17 protein-coding genes are annotated in these 19,004 nt (G+C 68.1%); 9 read left to right on the top strand and 8 right to left on the bottom strand.

Annotated features, from left to right (window positions below):
- Positions 1-396 precede the first annotated feature (396 nt).
- Positions 397-756: a copper homeostasis periplasmic binding protein CopC gene (copC, locus tag PIB44_RS10005; protein ID WP_134581226.1), complete on the top strand. Its 360-nt coding sequence runs from the start codon at positions 397-399 to the stop codon at positions 754-756.
- Between the two features lies 1 nt (position 757).
- On the top strand, positions 758-1,663 hold the full coding sequence (gene copD / locus PIB44_RS10010) for a copper homeostasis membrane protein CopD (protein WP_278069270.1): 906 nt from the start codon (positions 758-760) through the stop codon (positions 1,661-1,663).
- Between the two features lie 9 nt (positions 1,664-1,672).
- Here the strand turns inward: copD and PIB44_RS10015 are convergent, their stop codons facing one another.
- Positions 1,673-2,323, bottom strand: a complete 651-nt coding sequence (locus PIB44_RS10015; protein WP_278069271.1) for a PepSY domain-containing protein — start codon at positions 2,321-2,323, stop codon at positions 1,673-1,675.
- Positions 2,324-2,499: 176 nt separating this feature from the next.
- Between PIB44_RS10015 and PIB44_RS10020 the strand changes: the two genes are divergently transcribed.
- From PIB44_RS10020 to PIB44_RS10050, 7 genes are all read left to right on the top strand, one after another.
- Positions 2,500-2,781 carry a hypothetical protein gene (locus PIB44_RS10020; protein WP_278069272.1) on the top strand — a complete coding sequence of 94 codons (282 nt, stop codon included), beginning with the start codon at positions 2,500-2,502 and terminating at the stop codon, positions 2,779-2,781.
- A complete protein-coding gene (locus PIB44_RS10025; protein ID WP_278069273.1) occupies positions 2,778-3,218 on the top strand; it encodes a Spy/CpxP family protein refolding chaperone in 441 nt (146 codons plus the stop codon). Before PIB44_RS10020 ends, PIB44_RS10025 begins: the two co-directional genes overlap by 4 nt.
- A 7-nt stretch (positions 3,219-3,225) precedes the next feature.
- Positions 3,226-3,780 carry an RNA polymerase sigma factor gene (locus PIB44_RS10030; RefSeq protein ID WP_278069274.1) on the top strand — a complete coding sequence of 185 codons (555 nt, stop codon included), beginning with the start codon at positions 3,226-3,228 and terminating at the stop codon, positions 3,778-3,780.
- 162 nt (positions 3,781-3,942) lie between these two features.
- Positions 3,943-5,757, top strand: coding sequence for a copper resistance system multicopper oxidase (locus tag PIB44_RS10035; RefSeq protein ID WP_278069275.1), 1,815 nt, complete (start codon positions 3,943-3,945; stop codon positions 5,755-5,757).
- The gene (locus PIB44_RS10040; protein ID WP_278069276.1) at positions 5,754-6,902 is read left to right on the top strand and encodes a copper resistance protein B; all 1,149 of its coding nucleotides are present in this window, start codon (positions 5,754-5,756) and stop codon (positions 6,900-6,902) included. The genes PIB44_RS10035 and PIB44_RS10040 overlap by 4 nt, the downstream gene beginning before the upstream one ends.
- Before the next feature lie 19 nt (positions 6,903-6,921).
- On the top strand, positions 6,922-7,308 hold the full coding sequence (locus PIB44_RS10045; RefSeq protein ID WP_278069277.1) for a copper resistance CopC family protein: 387 nt from the start codon (positions 6,922-6,924) through the stop codon (positions 7,306-7,308).
- A gap of 114 nt (positions 7,309-7,422) precedes the next feature.
- Entirely contained in the window at positions 7,423-7,785 is a 363-nt protein-coding gene (locus tag PIB44_RS10050; protein WP_278069278.1) for an amidase family protein, read from the top strand.
- A gap of 156 nt (positions 7,786-7,941) precedes the next feature.
- On the opposite strand, the gene PIB44_RS10055 is transcribed toward PIB44_RS10050, so the two are convergent.
- The 7 genes from PIB44_RS10055 to PIB44_RS10085 form a co-directional block, all read right to left on the bottom strand.
- Positions 7,942-9,576 (bottom strand): alkaline phosphatase D family protein, encoded by a 1,635-nt coding sequence (locus PIB44_RS10055; protein WP_278069280.1) that lies wholly within the window; start codon positions 9,574-9,576, stop codon positions 7,942-7,944.
- 112 nt (positions 9,577-9,688) lie between these two features.
- Positions 9,689-12,742 carry a TonB-dependent receptor gene (locus PIB44_RS10060; protein ID WP_278069281.1) on the bottom strand — a complete coding sequence of 1,018 codons (3,054 nt, stop codon included), beginning with the start codon at positions 12,740-12,742 and terminating at the stop codon, positions 9,689-9,691.
- Between the two features lie 89 nt (positions 12,743-12,831).
- Positions 12,832-14,031: a hypothetical protein gene (locus PIB44_RS10065; protein WP_278069283.1), complete on the bottom strand. Its 1,200-nt coding sequence runs from the start codon at positions 14,029-14,031 to the stop codon at positions 12,832-12,834.
- A 233-nt stretch (positions 14,032-14,264) separates the two neighbouring features.
- Positions 14,265-14,954 (bottom strand): response regulator, encoded by a 690-nt coding sequence (locus PIB44_RS10070; protein WP_278069285.1) that lies wholly within the window; start codon positions 14,952-14,954, stop codon positions 14,265-14,267.
- 10 nt (positions 14,955-14,964) lie between these two features.
- Positions 14,965-17,634, bottom strand: a complete 2,670-nt coding sequence (locus PIB44_RS10075; protein ID WP_278069287.1) for a DUF4118 domain-containing protein — start codon at positions 17,632-17,634, stop codon at positions 14,965-14,967.
- A complete protein-coding gene (gene kdpC / locus PIB44_RS10080; RefSeq protein ID WP_278069288.1) occupies positions 17,634-18,218 on the bottom strand; it encodes a potassium-transporting ATPase subunit KdpC in 585 nt (194 codons plus the stop codon). Before kdpC ends, PIB44_RS10075 begins: the two co-directional genes overlap by 1 nt.
- Positions 18,218-18,976 (bottom strand): TorF family putative porin, encoded by a 759-nt coding sequence (locus PIB44_RS10085; protein ID WP_278069289.1) that lies wholly within the window; start codon positions 18,974-18,976, stop codon positions 18,218-18,220. The genes kdpC and PIB44_RS10085 overlap by 1 nt, the downstream gene beginning before the upstream one ends.
- Positions 18,977-19,004: the final 28 nt, after the last annotated feature.

Consider the following 19,004-nt stretch of genomic DNA (forward strand, 5'->3'; position numbering starts at 1 on the left):
CCGGATTCAAACCGTTCCGCCGCGTCGAAGACTTTCTCGCGAAGCTTGCGTCCAACATCCTGCGCAAAAGAAGCTCAGGCTGAGGCCGAGCCGCCGCCGCGCCTCCGCTCGGGAGCGGGACGTTCACCACGAACGTCGATAAGCTTTTCGCGGGCCTGGGCGATCAGGCGAGCCCCTCCGAAAAACTTGGAAGGACCGCGTCAAAGTCCACTTTTATGTCAGCGACCTCGGCTCTTTCGGAAGCAATACCGGCGCCTCCTGGACGGCCTGAATGAGTCACGCTCGACTACTGTGTCTTCACTTTCGGCCAGCCAACACCGATCCGATGAGGGAAGCGCCCGCCCGACGCGTAGATGATCACGCGGCCAATATCGGCCAATACCGTGGAGACCGCGCGTGGGTTACTCAAATATCGTCCCCTTCGTCGCCGTCGCGGCCGTGACAATCGCGGCCGGCCCGGCGGCGGCGCACGCCCGTCTCGTCAGCGCGACGCCGGCGCCCGGTTCCGCCGTGTCGGCGCCCCGGTCCATCAGCCTGACCTTCAGCGAGCGGACCATGGCGGCCTTTTCCGGCTTCGACGTGATAAACGCCGCGGGTGCGAAAATCGCGATCAGGGTCGCTGTGTCACAGGACGGCAAGACCCTGACCGGAACGCTGGCTCGGCCGCTGCCTGCCGGCGCCTATGTCGTCAATTGGCGCATCGCTTCCAGCGACGGCCACCGCATGACCGGCCGCCACGGCTTCACCGTCCGCTGAAATGGCCGACGTCTGGATCGTCGTCCTGCGCGGCCTGCAATACGCCGCCGGGGCGTTGCTGCTGGGGCTGCCCGCCTTCATGCTCTACAGTCAGCAGGCGGTCGGGCCGCTGGGTCTGCGCTGGCCGCGTCAGGTCCTGATCTGGGCGGCGGCGGCGGCGGCGGTGGCCGCGCCCGCCGCCCTGGTGACCCAGACCGCAATGATGGCCGGGTCGTTGAGCGAAGCCGTCAAGCCCGCCCCCCTGGCGTTTATGGTCACAGGCATGGGATTGGGCCAGGCGCTGATGGTGCGGACGCTGGCGGCCGTCCTGGCGTTGGGGGCGGCCCTGCTGCTGCGGCCCGGACGTCCGATGTGGAGCGTGCTGACGCTGCTGGGCGTCATCGTCTCGGCCAGCTTCGCCTGGACCGGCCACGGCGCCGCGACCGAAGGCGCAGGCCATGCGGCGCATCTGATCTCCGACGTCCTCCATGCCCTGGCCGCCTCCATCTGGATCGGCGCCCTGGCCGCCTTCGCGGTCCTGGTCGTGCGGCGACCTGCGGAGGATCCCGCCTGGGAGGCGAGCGTGGCGCGCAGCTTGACCGGGTTCGCCGGGGTCGGCGCGACGGCGGTCGGCACGTTGATCGTCACCGGCCTGATCAACAGCGCCTTCCTGGTCGGGCCGTCGAAGGCGCTTGAACTGTGGACCAGCCCGTATGGCGTCCTTCTGATGATCAAACTGGTCCTGTTCGGCCTGATGCTCGGCTTGGCGGCGATCCACCGTTTTCGCCTCGCGCCTCTGATGGCCAGGGACGCCGGCCAGGCGCTTCCCCATCTGAAGAAGAGCCTGACGATCGAGTTCGCTGCGGCCTTGGGGATTCTGGCCGTGATCGCGGTCATGGGAACGCTGCCGCCACCCGCAGCCCTGTAGCGACGAGTCCTAGAGGGCGGCCTTGCGGCGGGCCGCCCGCACCGCCCGCGCCGTCTTCAGGTCGCGCGCCAGGCGTATCCAAAGCAGGATGAAGCCGGTGATCACGATGCTGAGCGTCAGTGCCGTCAGGCCGATCAGCAAGGGATGGTTGAAGTTGTCGCCGTCCTTGAAGTCCAGGATATGGAGCCGCCAGAAGAAGTCGTAGAAGCGCCAGACCGCCGAGCGCCGCGTCACCACATCGCCCGTCTGCGGCGACAGATAGAAGGCCGTCCGTTCGGCGTCGTTGAATTCCACGCGCCAGATCGGCCCCTCGCGGCCCGTCTCCTTCGGCGCCTGATCCAGCAGAACCGCCTGCCTGGGCGCCGCCCCGCCCCGATAGGCGGCCGCTGCCAGGGCCGAGGCCTCGTCCTCCCTCATGGCGGCGAAGGATCGGCCGGTCGCGGCGGCCACGGTGACAGGCGCGCCCTCAAGCGGGGTCAGGACCCAGGCAGGTCCGCGCGGCGTGGTTTTCAACTCGGCGCGCGCGGGCGCCACGCCGGACAGGCGCGCGGCCTCGGCCAGCGGCAAGGCCTGATCCAGGGCCAGGGCGACCGGCGCCGGCGCCTTCAGCCGCCCCCGACCCAGAACAACACCTGCAAGCCCACCACCAGGCCGACCCATTTATGAATCTAGGTCGAATAACGCAGGACCTTCATAGCTTCCCCTCAAGCCCAAGGCGCCGCGGCCGCCACGGCCCAAATGAACCCTATACGCCTATCGACGCGCGCCCCCTCATGCGCTTTCAAGGGAAGGAACGACGGGCTGCGTATTCACCGTCGGGGCCGCGAGGATTTGCAATGACCGACGACATCGAGCGCATGCTGGCGACGCCGCTTTCAAGCGACGAAACCGCGCATCTGACCGGGCTGGAAGGGCGCGTCTGGCGCCGCATCGAGGAGCGGCAGGCGCAACGCCGCCAGGGTCAGGTGCGCCTGGCCGTCCTGGCCTTCGCGCTGCTGGTCGGCGTGACCAACGGCGGCGTACTGGGCCAGGCCTTCAAGCCCCGGCCGTCCGACATCCAGGTCTTCAGCGTCTCGGCCGGCCTGTCGCCGATGACGAGCGTCGAGTTTGGCGGATGAGCTCGAACTGGAAGTCGATCGCCCTGACCGTGGTCATGGCGGCCCTGGCCAGCGCCGGCGGAGCCTGGCTTGGCGCCGGCTGGATGATGCAGCGGCATGAGACGCTCGGCTTGCATGAGATCGTGCATCAGAAGCTGGACCTCACTGCCGAACAGGATGTCCGCCTGGACGAGATCGAAGCCCGCTTCGCCGTTCGGCGCGAGGCTCTGGAGGCAGACGTCCGCGCCGCCAACCGCGAACTGGCCCAGGCCATCGCCGCCAGCCAGGGCGACAGCCCCGAGGTGCGCGCCGCGGTCGATCACTTCCACGACGCCATGGGCGCGCTGCAGAAAGCGACCATCGCCCATGTGTTCGAGATGCGCGCGGTGCTGACGCCGGAACAGGCTCGCGTCTTCGACAGGGAAATCGCCGGCGCCCTGACGCAAGAGCCCAGGTAAGCCCGGGGTGGCGGCCGACGACGACACAGACGAAATCCGGGCCGCGCAGGGTGATCGACGCGCCTTCTCCGCCCTGATGGCGGCGACCAGCGGCGAGCTATACCGCTTCGTCCGCCGGTATGTCGGCGATGCGGACGAGGCTCAGGACCTGCTGCAGGAAACCTACGCCGCCGCGTGGATGGCCATCCGGCGCTACGATCCCGCGCGGCCCTTTGCGACGTGGCTGCGCAGCATCGCCGTCAACAAGTGCCGCGACTGGGGCAGGAAGCGGACGGTGCGCCGCATCGTGCGCGGCGTCATGGGACTGGACGGTCCCGAAGCCATGGCCGTGGGCGAGGATGCGCCCGAGCCCGAGGCCCGGCTGGACGCCGGCCGCCGCATGGCCGAGCTTGATCGCGCCTTGGCCGACCTGCCCGACGCGCTGAAGGCGCCGCTTCTGCTGGCAGCCCTGGAAGGCCGCTCTCACGCAGAGATCGCCGAAGTGCTCGGCGTCACCCCCAAGGCGGTGGAAACCCGCATCGCCCGCGCGCGACAGAAACTGAACCTGGCCCTGAGGGGTTGAGACCGACGCGCGTCGGACACCCTAGACCTGGACCTTGGCCGAGCCTGCGGCGCCCTGCCGCAACGGCGGGGCGAGGGGCCATCGCATTCTTCGCGTATCCCGATCAAACCTCTTCCCTGCCCGCCATCCCTTGGCGAACGGCTTCCTTGAGACCTGGACGACATGGCGACAACATCCCTGGACCGTCGAACCCTATTGAGAGGCGCCGCCCTGGGCGGCGGCGTCCTGGGCCTGCAGGGCCTACTGCCCGCCTGGGCCCAGACCGGATCGCCGGGCCTTCGCGCCGACCTGCCGACCCTGACCGGGCCGAACATCGACTTGAGGGTCGGGCGCTCCGACTTCACCGTCGGCGGGCGCACCGGCCATGCAGTGATGGTGAACGGCCTTTTGCCCGCCCCCCTGCTGCGGATGCGCGAGGGCCAGAACGTGCGCCTGTCGGTGACGAACACCCTGGACGAGGACACCTCGATCCATTGGCACGGCCTGCTGCTGCCGTTCCAGATGGACGGCGTGCCGGGCATCAGCTTCCCTGGCATCAAGCCGCGCGAGACCTTCGTCTATGAGTTCCCGATCAGGCAGTCGGGCACCTATTGGTACCACAGCCATTCCGGCCTTCAGGAAGCCATGGGCCACTATGGTCCTATCGTCGTCGATCCGGCGGGCGCCGACCCGGTCGCCTATGACCGCGAGCATGTCCTGGTCCTGTCGGACTGGAGTTTCCTGCATCCGCACGAAATCCTCGACAAGCTGAAGAAGAGCCCCGGCTACTTCAACCAACAGAAGACGACGCTGGCGGGCCTGATCGACGGCTCCGACCGCATGAACCTGGCCGAGCGGCGGATGTGGGGCTCCATGCGGATGGACCCGCGCGACATCCTGGACGTCAACGGCTCGACCTACACCTATCTGGTCAACGGCCACGGGCCGGACGAGAACTGGACCGGCCTGTTCCGGCCCGGCGAGCGCGTGCGGCTACGCGTGATCAACGCCTCGGCCATGTCGATCTTCAACGTCCGCATTCCGGGGCTGGCCATGACCGTGGTCAACGCAGACGGCGAGAACGTGCGCCCGGTCGAGGTGGACGAGTTCCAAATCTCGGTCGCCGAGACTTATGACGTCATCGTCCGTCCCACTGAGGATCGCGCCTACACCATCGTCTCCGAGGCCATCGACCGTTCAGGCATGGGCCGCGCCACCCTGGCGCCGCGCCTGGGCATGACGGCCGAGGTCCCGCCGCTGCGCCAGGTCCCGAACCTGACCATGAAGGACATGGGCATGGGCGGCATGGATCACGGCGGAATGGACCACAGCGCCATGGGCCACGGCGCTGCCGGCGCCGACCACGCGGCCATGGGCCAAGGTGCGGCCGCAAGCGCGGCCGCAACCGCCGCGCCGATGGACCACGGCGGCATGAGCCACAACATGCGCGATCCGAACAACGCCCCAGCCGACATGGCGGTCGGCGTCGGCGTCGACATGATTTCGCCCGCGCCTTCCAACCGCCTGGCCGACAGGCCGCAGGGTCTGGATAACGTCGACCACCGCGTGCTGGTCTACGCCGATCTGGTCTCGCTGACGCCGAACAAGGACCGTCGCGCGCCCTCGCGCTCCATGGAGATCCACCTGACCGGCAATATGGAGCGGTTCATGTGGGGCTTCGACGGACGCAAATTCTCTGAGGTCGTCGAACCGATCCGCTTCGAGCTGAACGAACGGGTGCGCGTGACCCTGGTCAACGACACCATGATGGCCCACCCCATCCACCTTCACGGCCATTTCTTCGAACTGGTCAACGGCCACGACGGGCATCAGCCGCTGAAGCACACGGTCAACGTCGCCCCGGGCGGCAAGGTCGCCTTCGACCTGACCGCCGACGCGCCCGGCGACTGGGCCTTCCACTGTCACCTTCTGATGCACATGCATGCGGGCATGTTCAACGTCGTCACTGTTCGCCCGCTGGATGGAGCCGTCTCGTGAAGTCCCTTTCTCTTTCGCTCGCGCTCGCCCCGCTGATGGCGCCCGCGGGCGGGCCGGCCCTGGCCCAGAGCCATGCCGGACATGCCGGCCATGCTCCCGCTGCTCAAGCGGCGGCTCCGTCGGCCAAGCCCGCGCATGACTGCCCGATGATGCGTGACGGCAAGCCCTGCCCCATGCACGGCGCAGCCGCCACCGGCGCTCAGGCCGATCCGCATGCGGGTCATGACATGAGCAGCCATGCCGGACACGGCGCTGCTGCGGCCGATCCCCACGCGGGCCACGCCATGGCTTCCGCCCCAGCGGCTCAGGCCGACCCGCACGCCGGTCATGACATGGGCGCGACACGCGGTGGTCCGAACATCCCGACCAGCGTGGACGCCGTCGGCGGCCGTCTGGTCGAGACTCCTCCCCCCGCCGCCGCGCGCGCGGCCCCCGCCCACGCCGCTGACCTGCTGTTCGACCCGGTCGTCATGGCTGCGGCGCGCAAGCAGTTGCTGGCCGAGAACGGCGACATCCGCTCGACCGCCGTATTCATCGACTCCCTCGAAGCCAACTTCGGCGACGGCGCCGACGGCTACAGTTGGGAGGCCCAGGGCTGGACCGGCGGCGACATCAACCGCTTCTGGTGGAAGACCGAGGGCGAAGGCGAGTTCGGCGGCAACCTGCACGAGGCCGAGTTCCAGGCCCTCTACAGCCGTGCCGTCGCTCCCTTCTGGGATCTGCAGGCAGGCCTGCGCCAGGACATCCGTCCCGACGGCGACGACACGACCCACCTGACCGTCGGCGTCCAAGGCGTGGCCCCCTACTGGTTCGAGATGGGCGCCGCCGCCTTCCTGTCGACCGACGGCGACCTGACCGCCCGCCTCGACGCCGAATACGACCAGCGCATCACCCAGAAGTGGATCCTGCAGCCGGTGGTCGAACTGCATATGTCGGCGAGCGACATCCCGGAACTGGGGCTGGGCTCGGGCCTGACCTCGGTCACGGCGGGGCTGCGCCTGCGCTATGAAATCCGCAAGGAATTCGCGCCCTATGCCGGCGTCGAGTGGAGCCGCTCGCTGGGCGACACGGCCGATTACGCCAAGACCCGCGGCCAAGACCCCCAGGACACGCGTTTCGTGGTCGGCCTCAAGGCCTGGTTCTAACGCTGAAGGATAGCTGACAATGATGCGCACCTTGGCTTTCACCACTGCGCTGGCTCTCACCGCCGGCGCGGCCTTCGCGCAGGATCCCCATTCCGGCCACGCTGGAATGCATCCGCAGGCATCGGCCGCCTCGGGCATCGTCACCAGCCCGGCCGACGGCGCCATGACGCACGGCTCGCCGGAGCGCTTCAACGTGACCTTCCCCCATCCGATGATGCTCAGGACCGTCACCCTGACGATGGAGCACCATGCTCCGATCGTGGTCACGGCGCCGGAAGCGCCTGCCGCGCTGAGCGTCGGCGCGCCCCTGCCGCGTCTCGCGCCCGGAACCTATCGGGCGATATGGGTCGCCGAGGCGCCGGACGGCCACCGCATGACCGGGACCGTCAGCTTCATGGTTCACTAAGAGCGACGCTAGCTCGAGCCCCAGGGTCGACCTGGGGCGCGAGGCAGGCCCCGACGACCTGGAGCCCCTGACCCTCGCCCTGGCCGCGATCGGCCGACGCTCGCCCCCGAAGCCATGAGCGCTGCCTTAGGAATCCTCGGCGGGTCTATGGAGGGCTACCTCGCCCAGTTCGACAGCATCGATGTCTTCATGACCCCGACGCAGAACAAGCCGCCGGTCCCGCTGTCCTATCTGGATCAGGCCCTGCCGGTCGAAATCCAGATGGAACGTCTGTTCGGCTACGCCCCGACGTGGCTCGACAACGTCGCCGGCACGCCCGCGATCACCCTGCCGATGGGCCAGAGTCGTGACGGCCTGCCTCTCGGCCTGCAGTTCTCGACCCGCCCCGGGGGCGAAGCCATCCTGCTTCAACTAGCCTTCGAGCTTGAACGCGAGTTGCAATGGGACCTGCGCAAGCCGCCGGTCTGGGTGGGGTGATGGACGGAGCCAACGCCCAAGTGACCTCCACGGCCGAAGCCGCAGTCTATGGCGTAGCTGAGCGCCAATTCACGGCCGGACCTCGGTTCCGCTTCTGATCGGATACGCCGGTCCGGGTGGGCCCGCGCGTCGATCTGCCTGAAGACCAGCAAACCCTCAGGCGACGAAACGTCGCCGTCCCTTCTGGACTGTCATCCGGTGCGCGCCTGCGACGGCGGTGCTGCGCGCCTTGATCGTCTCCATGAAGATCCACTCGCCGCCGACGCGGTCCGGCGTGATGTCGATCATCATATAGCCGCGCCCGCTGGTCTGGGCCCAGGCCATCTCCGGGTTGGCGGCGACGAAGGAACGGGCGGCGACCGAGGGGGCCACGCCCAACTGTTTTTCGATGCCGTTGGAGGTCACGGCCTGACCGGCGAACTCCACCCCGGCCGGGCGACCGTCCTCGGACAGTGAATAGGCCCAGGCGTTGTGGCTGTCGCCGGCCAACATGACCAGATCCGCGTCGGCCGCCTGCGCCGCCTTGAGGAAGCGCGAGCGCGCCGCCGGATAGCCGTCCCAGCGGTCCATCCACATGGGCAGGCCGACCCGCCCCGCCCGCGCGGCGTTGGTGAAGGAGCGGACGGCGCCTTCGCTCAGGTCCGAGCGCAGCCAGCTGACGGCGTCGTGGGGCATGACGGTGCGCCCCATGATCGTGCCCATACCCACCACCTGCCAGGCTGTCTTGCGTGCGTTGATCCGCAGTTCGCGCGCCAACCAGGCCTCCTGGGTCGAGCCCAGCATGGAGGCCGAGGCGTCCTGCCAGGCGCCGTCGCGGAAGGCGGTCAGGGCGGCTTCCGTCCCCTCGCGATAGGCGGCGCCGATGTCGGCCTGGCGCGTGCGGCCGATCAGGCGCGATTCCGTGCGATAGAGGGTGGCCAGATCGCCGATCGGATAGGCTTTCCACGGCTCTTCCGAGATCGGCATCCATTCCAGATAGGCCTGAGCGGCGGCGGCGCGGCGCGTGCTCCAGTCGCCTTCGGTGGCCGCCTGATGGTTCTGCGCCCCGCCTTCCCAGCTGTCGTTCGTCGATTCGTGATCGTCCCAGACGCAGACCATGGGCGCCGCCGCATGCACGGCCTGCAGGTCGGGGTCGGCGCGATAGCAGGCGAAGCGGAGGCGATAGTCGGCCAGAGCCACCATCTCGTGGTCATGGGCGGGCAGGACCGCGCGCTCGGCGAGCCGGTCGTCCACGGCGTAGGAGCCCAGGCCGTATTCATAGACATAGTCGCCGACGTGCAGCCACAGGTCGACGTCGTCGCGCGCCGCCGCATGGGCATAGGCGTTGAACCAGCCCATCGGCAGGTTGGAGCAGGAGAACAGCCCGATGCGGAACCGCTCGGCCCGACCGACCGGCAGGGTCCGCGCCCGGCCCGTCTGCGACTGCGACCCGTCTGGGCCGATAAAGCGATACCAGTAGGTCGTGCCCGGTTGCAGACCATCCAGAGTGATCTTCACCGTCCAGTCGCGATAGGCGCCGGTCCGCACCACGCCGCGCGCTGCGATCTGATGGAAGCTTGCGTCCAGGGCGATCTCGGCGTCCAGGCGGACCTCGTCGGCGCCGCCCGAGGGAACGTAGCGGCTCCACAGCAGCAGGGAGTCCGGCCCTGGTTCGCCGCTGGCCACGCCGTGGGTGAAGCCGGAGGCGCTGAGAAGTTCGCGCGCCAGGGCTGCGCCGCCCGGCAGGCCCAGCGCCGCCAGCCCCAGGCCGCCGCCCAGCACCAGCCGCCGTCGATCAAGCATCAGAGGCATGAGATGTCCTTTGGAAATACAGGTCGAGGGACGCCGCCCCTCAGGTCGGACTCCGAGCGGCCGCACCGTCGCAGGACGATACGGCCGCCGGGTCTTCAAGCCGAAAGGGTGATCAGAAGACGCCCTTGACGCCGATGTTCCACATGGAGCCGTAGACGGTGTACTGCTGCACCCGATCACGCTCGTTGGAGTAGATGACGTCCGGCGAGTTGAAGATATTCCGACCGGCCAGCATCAGGTCGAAGCGGTCGTTGATCTTGTAGTTCACGCTGACGTTCCACAGCTCGCGCGGCGAGTGGTAGAGGATGCCGTTGTTGGCCGTGGTCGGCGTGTTGTTCAGCCCACTGACGCGATATTTTGACTGCCAGTTGCCGTTCAGCTGGAAGTCGAAGCGCCCGATGTTGTAGCGCACGCCCCAGTTGGCGGCCTGTTTCGGCGTGCCCTGACGCTCGCCGTCCGGATCCAGGTAAGTCACCGAGCCATGCAGGCCCAGGCCGCGCCAGGCGCCCGGCAGGAAGGTCAGCTGCTGGCTGTATTCCGCGACATAGCCGCGGTTGGTGCTGGTCCCCGGCAGGTTCTGGGCGCTGCGGAAGGTGTAGCCGGCGTATTCGGCCGGATCGAAGCCGACGTCCTCCGGGTTTACCGTCATGCCGGTGACCTGCATGTCCTGCATGTCGAGCTGGTAGGCCGACAGACCGATGATGCCCGCCGGCGCCAGATAATACTGCAGGCTGGCGTAATACTTCGTCGAATGCTCCGGCTTCAGCTCGGGGTTCGGCACGGTGACGATCATGGTGTCGTCGTTGACCGACACCACCCCGCCCAGGTTGCCGTAGTCGGGACGCAGGACCGCCTGGCTGAAGGACAACTGGCCGACCAGCTTGTCGGTGAAGTCGTACTTCACCCCGCCGCTCCAGAACCAGTCGTCGTACTCGCCCTTGCGATCCTGATAGGTCCCGTTGTTGTACTGGTACAGCAGCCCCTCGACCGTGTTGACCGACAGGCCGGCGTCCGCGACCTCCTTGGCCGGACGGATGACGGCGATACGGGCCGCCGTCTCGGTCTTCTCGTAGCGCAGCCCCAGGTCGAAGCGCGCGCGGCCGGCGTCGGCCTGGGCCTCGACGTAGGCCGAGGTGATGTCTTCCTTGACCCGCTTGTTGTTGTCGAGACGGCGCTTCAGGTTGCCGACCTCGTCCGCCACGAAGTACTCAGGGTGTTCGCGGTAGATGTCGTACATTCCGTAGTGGCTGTCGGCGCGCCAACCTTGGGCGTTCATGTTGCCGGCATCGAAGCCGATCATCTCGAAGCGGTATTTCTGCGTCCACGGCACCACGGCTTCGGCGGCGGTCTGGGTCAGATCGCCGGTCGAGCCGACATACTGGAACTGCTGATAGGAGCCCTCGTCCGTACGCCAGTCATTGCTGCGCGCGCCCAGGCCGCCCATCAGGGTGAAGTGGACGTCGCCCAGGCTGAGCCGCTTCTTCGCGTCCAGGTTCAGCGAATACATGTCGTTGACGGCGTCCGATTCCGCCGTGCGGACGTTGTTGCCGATGTCGATGTCGCGATTGAAGTTCATCGGATCGCTCCACGAACGACCCGCCGTCTGGCGCAGATACCAGGCGTTGGAGTCCGTGGAGTCGCGCTCCATCTCGAAGCCGATCCCCGTCAGGTGGTTGTCGGTTCGCTGGAAGAAGCCCTTGCTGGTGTCGCGGAAGTTGAACTCCGCCGACGAGTAGCTGGCGCGCAGCGCCGCTTCCCACGTCTCGCCCTTATATTCCAGCTTCGGCGCGATCAGATAGGTCGGCGTTCCGGCGTAGCGGTGCGAATAGCCGGTGTGCAGCCGGGTGTTCCGGCCGTCCGGATTGACCACGATATGCGTCCCCGTCGAGTCAGGCGTGGCGTAGGACTTCGTCGTCGTGCCGAACGTCAGATAGGTGTACTGGTTGAAATACTCGACGTCATAGAACGAGTAGTTGCTGCGCAGCGAGAAGATCAGGTCTTCGGTGAACTTGTAGTCGACCGCCAGGTTGGCGGCGGATCGGCTGGTCAGCTTCGGCCCCGGACGCCACATGACCTGGTAGGGGATCACCCGGCCGTCAGCCAGGTAGGACCAGTCGGTCTGGATGCGATCCTGCTGCACATAGTTGGCGTTGTGGCTGGCGCTGACGGCGACGCCCAGGCGGCCGTCCAGGAACACGTCGGCGTAGGAGAACTGGGCCGAGGGATAAAGGCTGGCGTGCTTCTTGTCGTCGGGCATGTAGTGGCGCGACAGGGCCGAGTCCGAGGTCGCCACCCCGCCCACCTGAAAGCGCAGCTGCCGCTCGGGCAGCTGGAAGGCGTACTTGCTGCGCAGGTTGATGCTGCCGCCCGGCGAGTCCGCATCCATGCTGGCCAGCAGGGTGTGGTTCAGCTCGATCGTCTCGATGCCGGTGATCGACATCTGCTCGAACGAGTTCTGACGGCCCGAGTTGTTGTTCGAGGTGGCCGTGGCCATCCTGGCCCCGTCCATGGTGAAGGTAGAGTATTTGGGCGGCAGGCCGCCGATGCGCACGGCGGTGGCGTCGACCTCGGTGTAGTCGATCGACAGACCCGGCATCGACTTCATGAACTCGCCCACGTCGCCCATGGTCAGGGCGCCGAAATTGTCGGCCGGGACCACGTTCTTGGCGTTCATCGCCACGCGGCGCTCCATCAGCGCCTTGGCCTGGCCCCCGCGTGCGGCCGTGACCACGATGTCCTCCACGGCAGACGCCTCATCGGAGCCAGCATAGAGCGGGGCCTTCAGCTCGATGTCGACAACCGTGGTCTGGCCTGCGACGACGCTGGCCGTGGCCCGCGCGTCCTGCAGGCCGGCGTAGCGGACCACAAGCGTGACCTCGCCCGTCGGCACGCCGCTGAGACGGAAGGCGCCGCCGTCCTCGGAATAGGCGACGATGCCCGTGCCTTCGACGCGAACCTCGGCATTGCGCAGATACTCGCCGCTGACGGTGTCGAGCACCCGGCCGCGCAGGGCGCCGGCGGCGGCGGGCGCCTGGGCCGCGGGCTGGCTGGTCGTTTGCGCCACCGCCGCCTGAGGCGTCACGGACACAAAGGCGGCCGCCATCAGCGGATACAGCAAGAGGGCTCGCGGGCTGGTGCTGGCGAGGTGGCGAGAACGGGCCTTCATGGGAGTTTACTCGAACAACTAGGAGGGAAGAGAAAAAGCGAGGGGGATGCCGCTCACAGCGAGCGGCGCGCCGAGAGGGCGGGCGCAGCTCAGGGCGTGGAGCTTCGTCGCCGGCGCTCTTCGGCGTCGACGGGCGCGAACGGCGTCTGCGGATCGCCGGTCCAGCGCATCAGGGTCAGGTCGGCCGTCTGGCTCCCCTTTCCGCCGGAATTCATCGCCAGATAGAAGAGGCCGCGTCCCAAGGACTCCAGGCCGACATCCGCCTTCCAGCGCCAGCCGCGCAAGCCAGTGGCTGGATCTTCCAGGCCATCGGCCGCCAGGGGCAGAAGCATCCCCTGATCCCATCCTGGGCCGGACGACGCAGGCACGCCGATCAGATCGCCGCGCACGGGCCGGCTCCCGGCCTCGACGGCGAACAGCAGATAGTTGGGAAACTCCGCCTTGCGGCCCTGATAGACCCCCAGGAACCAGCGCCCGAGTTCGGCGTCGTAGGCGAGGGTCTGCACCCCATAGGTCGTATTGCCGGTACGGACAAAATACTTGCCGTCAACGGCGGCGGGGCCCTCGCGATGCGGCGCGGCCTCGGACAGCGGACGGGCGTGACGCTCCCAGTCAGCGATGTCGTACTGCAGCAGGACCTGGTGGTCGTTGTCGGCCCGCGTCACATCGCCATAGACGCCGTAGGCCACCGTCAGCAGCGAGGGGCCGTCCCTGCGCCCGAAGCGCGGCCCAAAGGCCACCCCGTCGATGCCCGAGGCGCCGTAGCGATGGTCGCGCGTCTTGGCCGTATCGCCGTCGAAGCGTCCGTCCCCGTCCATGTCGGCGACGTAGTCCCGCGCGACCTCGGCCAGATGAACGGTCTTGAACAGGTCGCTGCGGCCGGCCTCGACCCCGACCCGATCCAGTCCGCTGACATCGATCACCGCGATGTAGAACGCCTGATCCGCCTTGTATTCCAGCGAGCCGTAGAGCTTTCCGTCGGCTGGATTGAAGGCTAGGTCGCCCAGGTGCCCGGTCCACCCGACCAGCGTCCCCACCAACCGACCCTCGAGGTCGTATTTGGCGAGCAGGTTGGTGAAGGAATAATAGATGAAGCCGCCTTCGAGATCGACGGCGACGCCCTGCACATGGCCGGCGTCCCACGTCCCGCCATTCTGGCTCAAAGGCAGCCGCAGCAGAGACTGTCGCTCGGCGGTCGAGGCCGTAGCCTGATGCGGCTGCCACGCGACTAGCGCCGCCGTCACAAACGCCACGCCCGCCCGCTTCAGCGGCGCAATACTGAACTTCATCCTTGCCCCCTGCGACAGCCTGGGGGTCTAGGGCGGGTTCATGATCGCTCGCTCACGCTTCAGCTACATTCGCGCCAAGTTTGGATGAAGATAGCTTTGCGATTAGGCCGCGCACGGATAAGCGCCAGGGGAAGACTGGCTGGCTCCCCATAAGCCGATAAGGGCGCCCCGCCTAAAAGCTGGCCTCTAGACCCGCTTGCCGTACCCGCCAAAGTCGCGCCTTGAGGCGTTGATCAATCCACCAGGCGATAACCGACCCCTGGTTCGGTGACGATCAACCGGGGCTGTGCGGGGTCGATCTCTAGCTTCTGGCGCAATTGGCCGATGACCACGCGGAGGTACTGGGTGTCGTCCGCATGAGCCTTGCCCCAGACGGCGGTCAGCAGGTCGCGATGGCTGACCACCTTGCCGACGTTGCGCGCCAGATGGGCGAGGACATCGTATTCCTTGGGCGTGACGCGCACGGCGACGTCGGCGCGGGTAATCAGGCGGCCCTCCAGATCGATAACCACCTCGCCCGCCGTCAGCGGCCCCTGCATCTCGACGCGCGACGCGGCTTGCCGCAGGTTGGCGCGGACCCGGGCCAGAAGTTCGCCGACGCCAAAAGGCTTTTCGACATAGTCGTCGGCGCCCAGATCCAGGGCCGCGATCTTCTCCGCCTCCCTATCGCGCGCCGACAGGATGATGATCGGCCCTGAATAGAACTCGCGGGCGCGGGCCAGCACGTCCTTGCCGTCCATGTCGGGCAGGCCGAGGTCCAGCACCACGGCGTCGGGGCTCCACAGGGCGATGCCGCGCAAGCCCTCCTGCCCGCTGTCGGCGCGGCGCGGCTCATAGCCGGCGGCGTCCAGCGCCGGCGACAGGAAGCGATGGATCTGGGGCTCGTCGTCGATGACGAGAATCTGGGGACGAACGGCGGCCATGCGGCGGACCTTAGAGCAGGCTCGGGTGGGTGACGACGGCCTTGGGCAGGCTGATCAGGATACGGGTCCCTTTTCCGTCCATGATCGGGCTGGCGGCGGCGATGCGGCCGTTCATGGCCTCGACGAAGCCCTTGGCGATGGCCAGACCCAGGCCGGCGCCCTTGGTGCGGTCCGACGGCTCCTCCATGCGGCGGAACTTGTCGAAAACCCGTTCCAGCTCGGCGGTCGGGATGCCCTTGCCCTCGTCCTCGATGGAGATGACCACCGCCCCCCGGTCCTCATAGGCGGCCAGTTCGACGGTCGAGCCGTCGGGGCTGTAGGCGATAGCGTTTTCCAGGATGTTGACCAGGGCCTGTTCCAGCAGCCCCTGATCAACCATGACCAGGCTGAGCTGGGCCGGGAAGTCGCGGGTCATCTTGCGCGCGCCCAGACGCCGCGCGACCCGCTTGCCCGCCGCGTTCAGCACGTCGCGCACATCGACCCAGTCGGCGCGGATGTTCAGCCCCCCGCCCTCCAGACGGGTCATGTCCAGCAGGTCGCCGACATAGCGGCTGAGCCGCTCAGCCTCCTCGCGGATGGAAAGCAGCAGGTCGGCGCGGACCTCGGGCTTCAGCTTGTCGCCCAGATCGATCAGGGTGGTCGAGGCGCCTAGGACCGTGGACAGGGGCGTGCGCAGATCATGGCTGACGGAGTTCATCAGCGCGCCTCTAAAACGATCCGTTCGCCGCAGGGTTTCGGTCTCGACCGCCTGCCCGGCCAGATCGGCGCGCTCGACGGCCACAGCGCCCTGATCCAGCAGGGCGAGGGCCAGTTTCTCTTCGTCCGAACCGGGCGACAGGGCGGCGGCCTCGATCCCCGCTACGCCCGCACGATCGCGCACGCCCTGCAAGGGCCTGAAGGTCCAGCGCGCCTGCGGCAGGGTGCCAGTGCCGTGCCCCGCCGGTTCGCCCTTTTCCCAGGCCCAGCGGGCGGCGGCCATGGCCTCGGCGTCTAGCGGGGTCTTGGTCGGCGCGCCGGCGACCAGGGTCAGTTCGTCGTTGACGGGCAGAAGCACCACGGCCCCCGCCCCCGCCGCCGCCGCCGTCTGCTCGGCCAGGATGCGCGCGGCGGTGGTCCGATCGCCGACGCCAGTCAGCCTCTGACTGGCGGCCAGCAGAGCGGAGACCGCCGAGGCCCGGCGCTGCGCCGTCTTCGCCTGCTCGCGCACCCGACCCGCCAGGAAGCCTGTCGTCAGGGCCACGGCCCAGAAAACGATCAGGGTCAGGACATCGGTCGGCGACCCGATGGCGAAACTATATTTCGGCTGAAGGAACAGGAAGTTGTAGGTCAGGAAGGCGACCGTCGCCGCCGCCAGGGCCGGGCGCAGACCGTAGAGCACCCCCGCCGCCAGCACCGCCGACAGATAGATGACGCCCAGATCGACACGCTCGAACGTGCGGTCCAGCAGCAGGGCCAGGCCCGTCGCCGCCACGACGCAGGCGGCGCCGACCGCATAGCCGCGCCAGCCCCCGGTCAAACGCAGACGCGGCTCCCGCAGCGTCTTCTCCTCCAGATCGACCCCGTCGGTGATGACGTGAACCGCGACGCCGCGCGCCTGGCGCAGCAGTTCCGCCGCCAGCGACCGCCCCAGCCATTCGGACAGGCGGCTGTCGCGCCCCTTGGCAAGGACGATCTGGGTGACGTTGTTCTGATGGGCGTGATCCATGACGGCGCGCACCACGTCGTCGCCGCTCAGGACCACCGTCCGCCCGCCCAGCTGCTCGGCCAGCTTCAGCGCGTCCGACAGCTTGCCCGCCGAGCCCACGCCGTGCCGCGCGCCCGAGGGCCGGTCGACGTGGGTCACGGTCCAGGGCGCGTCCATCATCATGTCGGACAACCGTCGACCGGCGCGGACCAGGGGCGCGGCCATGGCGTCGCCGGCGATCAGCACCAGAATCCGCTCGCCCGCCGCCCACGGCCCCGGCACCCCCTGCTCGCGGAGTCGGGCCACCAGCTGATCATCCACCGTCTGGGCCGCCCGGCGCAGCGCCAGTTCGCGCAGGGCCGTCAGGTTCTCGACCTTGAAGAAGTTGTCCGAGGCCAGCCGCGCCGTCTCGGGCACATAGACCTTGCCCTCGGCTAGCCGCTTGCGCAGTTCCTCCGGGGTGATGTCCACCAGTTCGATGTCGTCGGCGCGCGACAGGGCGCTGTCCGGCACGCTTTCACGTTGCCTGACGCCGGTGATGCGCAGCACCACGTCCGACAGGCTTTCCAGGTGCTGGACGTTCAACGTGGTCCAGACGTCGATCCCGGCGTCGAGGATCTCCTCCACGTCCTGCCAGCGCTTGGGATGACGCGAGCCGGGGGCGTTGGAGTGGGCGTATTCGTCGACCAGCAACAGGCCGGGGCGGCGCGCCACGGCGCCGTCGAGATCGAATTCCAGCAGGGTCCGGTCGCGATAGGCGATGGGGCTGCGGGCCATGACCTCCAGCCCGCGCAGCAGGCTCATGGTCTCCTTGCGGCCGTGGGTCTCGACCACGCCGACGACGACATCATCGCCCTCGGCTTTGCGGCGGCGGGCGGCGCGCAGCATTTCGTAGGTCTTGCCGACCCCAGGCGACATGCCCAGAAAAACCTTCAGCCGCCCACGCTTTCGCGGGGCGGCCGGGGTCTTGCTCGTCGGAAGGATGGGCGGCGCCATCAGCCCTCCGCAGGACGCGGGAAGCGGGCGTCCAGCGCCATGTTGGTCAGCAGCACATTGACGCGCGGCTGGCCCAGCACGCCGAATGTTCGGCCTTCGACATGCTGTTCGATCACCTCGCGCACCTGCGCCTCCCCTACCCCGCGCGCGCTGGCGATGCGGGCGATTTGCAGCTCGGCGTAAGCCGGAGAGATATGCGGGTCGAGGCCCGAGGCCGAGGCCGTCACGGCGTCGGCGGGAATAACCGCCGCACCCGTTTCGGCGCGCAAGGCATCGGCGTCTGTCTTGACCCGCGCGATCAGATCCGGGTTCAGCGGGCCCAGGTTGGCGCCGGATGAGGACGAGGCGTCATAGCCGTCGCCCGCCGCCGAAGGGCGCGGATGCAGATAGACCGGCTCTGCGAAGGTCTGGCCGACCAGGGCCGAGCCGACCACCTTACCGGCCTTGTCCCGGACCAGGCTGCCGTCGGCCTGTTCCGAGAAGACCGTCTGGGCCACGCCCGTCACCGCGAACGGATAGGCGACGCCCAGAACGCCGGTGAACAGGGCGATCATCACGACCGCCGGACGGATGTGGTTCAGCATCAGAAGGTCGCCTTCAGGCTGGCTGCGACGCGACCGTCATAGGCGGCGCCGAAGTCGTGTTCGTCAGTGTCGAAATAGCGGACGTCCAGCGCCAGATGGTCGGTCAGCTGATAGGCCGCGCCCAGGTTCCAGGTGGTGTAGTCAAAGTCCGACGACACCCACTGGCGCCCCACCGCCGCCGAGATGGTCCACTTGTCGGCCGGGCTGATCGCGCCGTTGATCTCGGCATAGGTCGCCTCGTCCTCGGACGCGCCGAAGAAGTCCGGCGAGTGATAGATCGCGGCCCCCAGGGTGGCCGGGCCGACCGCGCGCGAGGCGGCGGCCTTCAGCTCGACATAGTCGTAGTCGGCCCCGTCCGGCTGGCCGGCGTAGACATAGCTGACCACGCCGAAGTCCCAGTTGAAGCCGCCGAACTCGGGCCGGACGCCGGCGTAGAGGTCGATCTCGGCGTCGGTGTCGGCGTCTCCGGCGAAGGAGACGTTCCCGGCCCAGGCCCCGGCGTAGAAGACGCCTTGCGTCACATCGACCCCGGCCGAGATCGCCGGATCGCCTTCATTCTGGCTGACGCCCCGGAAGACGTAGTCAGATCCAATGGCGGCGTTGAAGGCGACCTCGGGACGGACGCCCTTCGCAAAGTCCTGGGCCTTGGCGTCCGTGGGCGCCGTGCACAGGCCCAGGGTGATGACGGCGACCAGGCAGGCCCCGCCCACCAGGGCGTTGTTCAGGTCCGAGCCGTCGAGTTTCTTGCGTTTACGCATGGTGGCTTCCTTGATCGCTCAGGGCGGG

It is taken from the genome of Brevundimonas sanguinis (assembly GCF_029636725.1).
GTDB lineage: Bacteria > Pseudomonadota > Alphaproteobacteria > Caulobacterales > Caulobacteraceae > Brevundimonas > Brevundimonas sanguinis.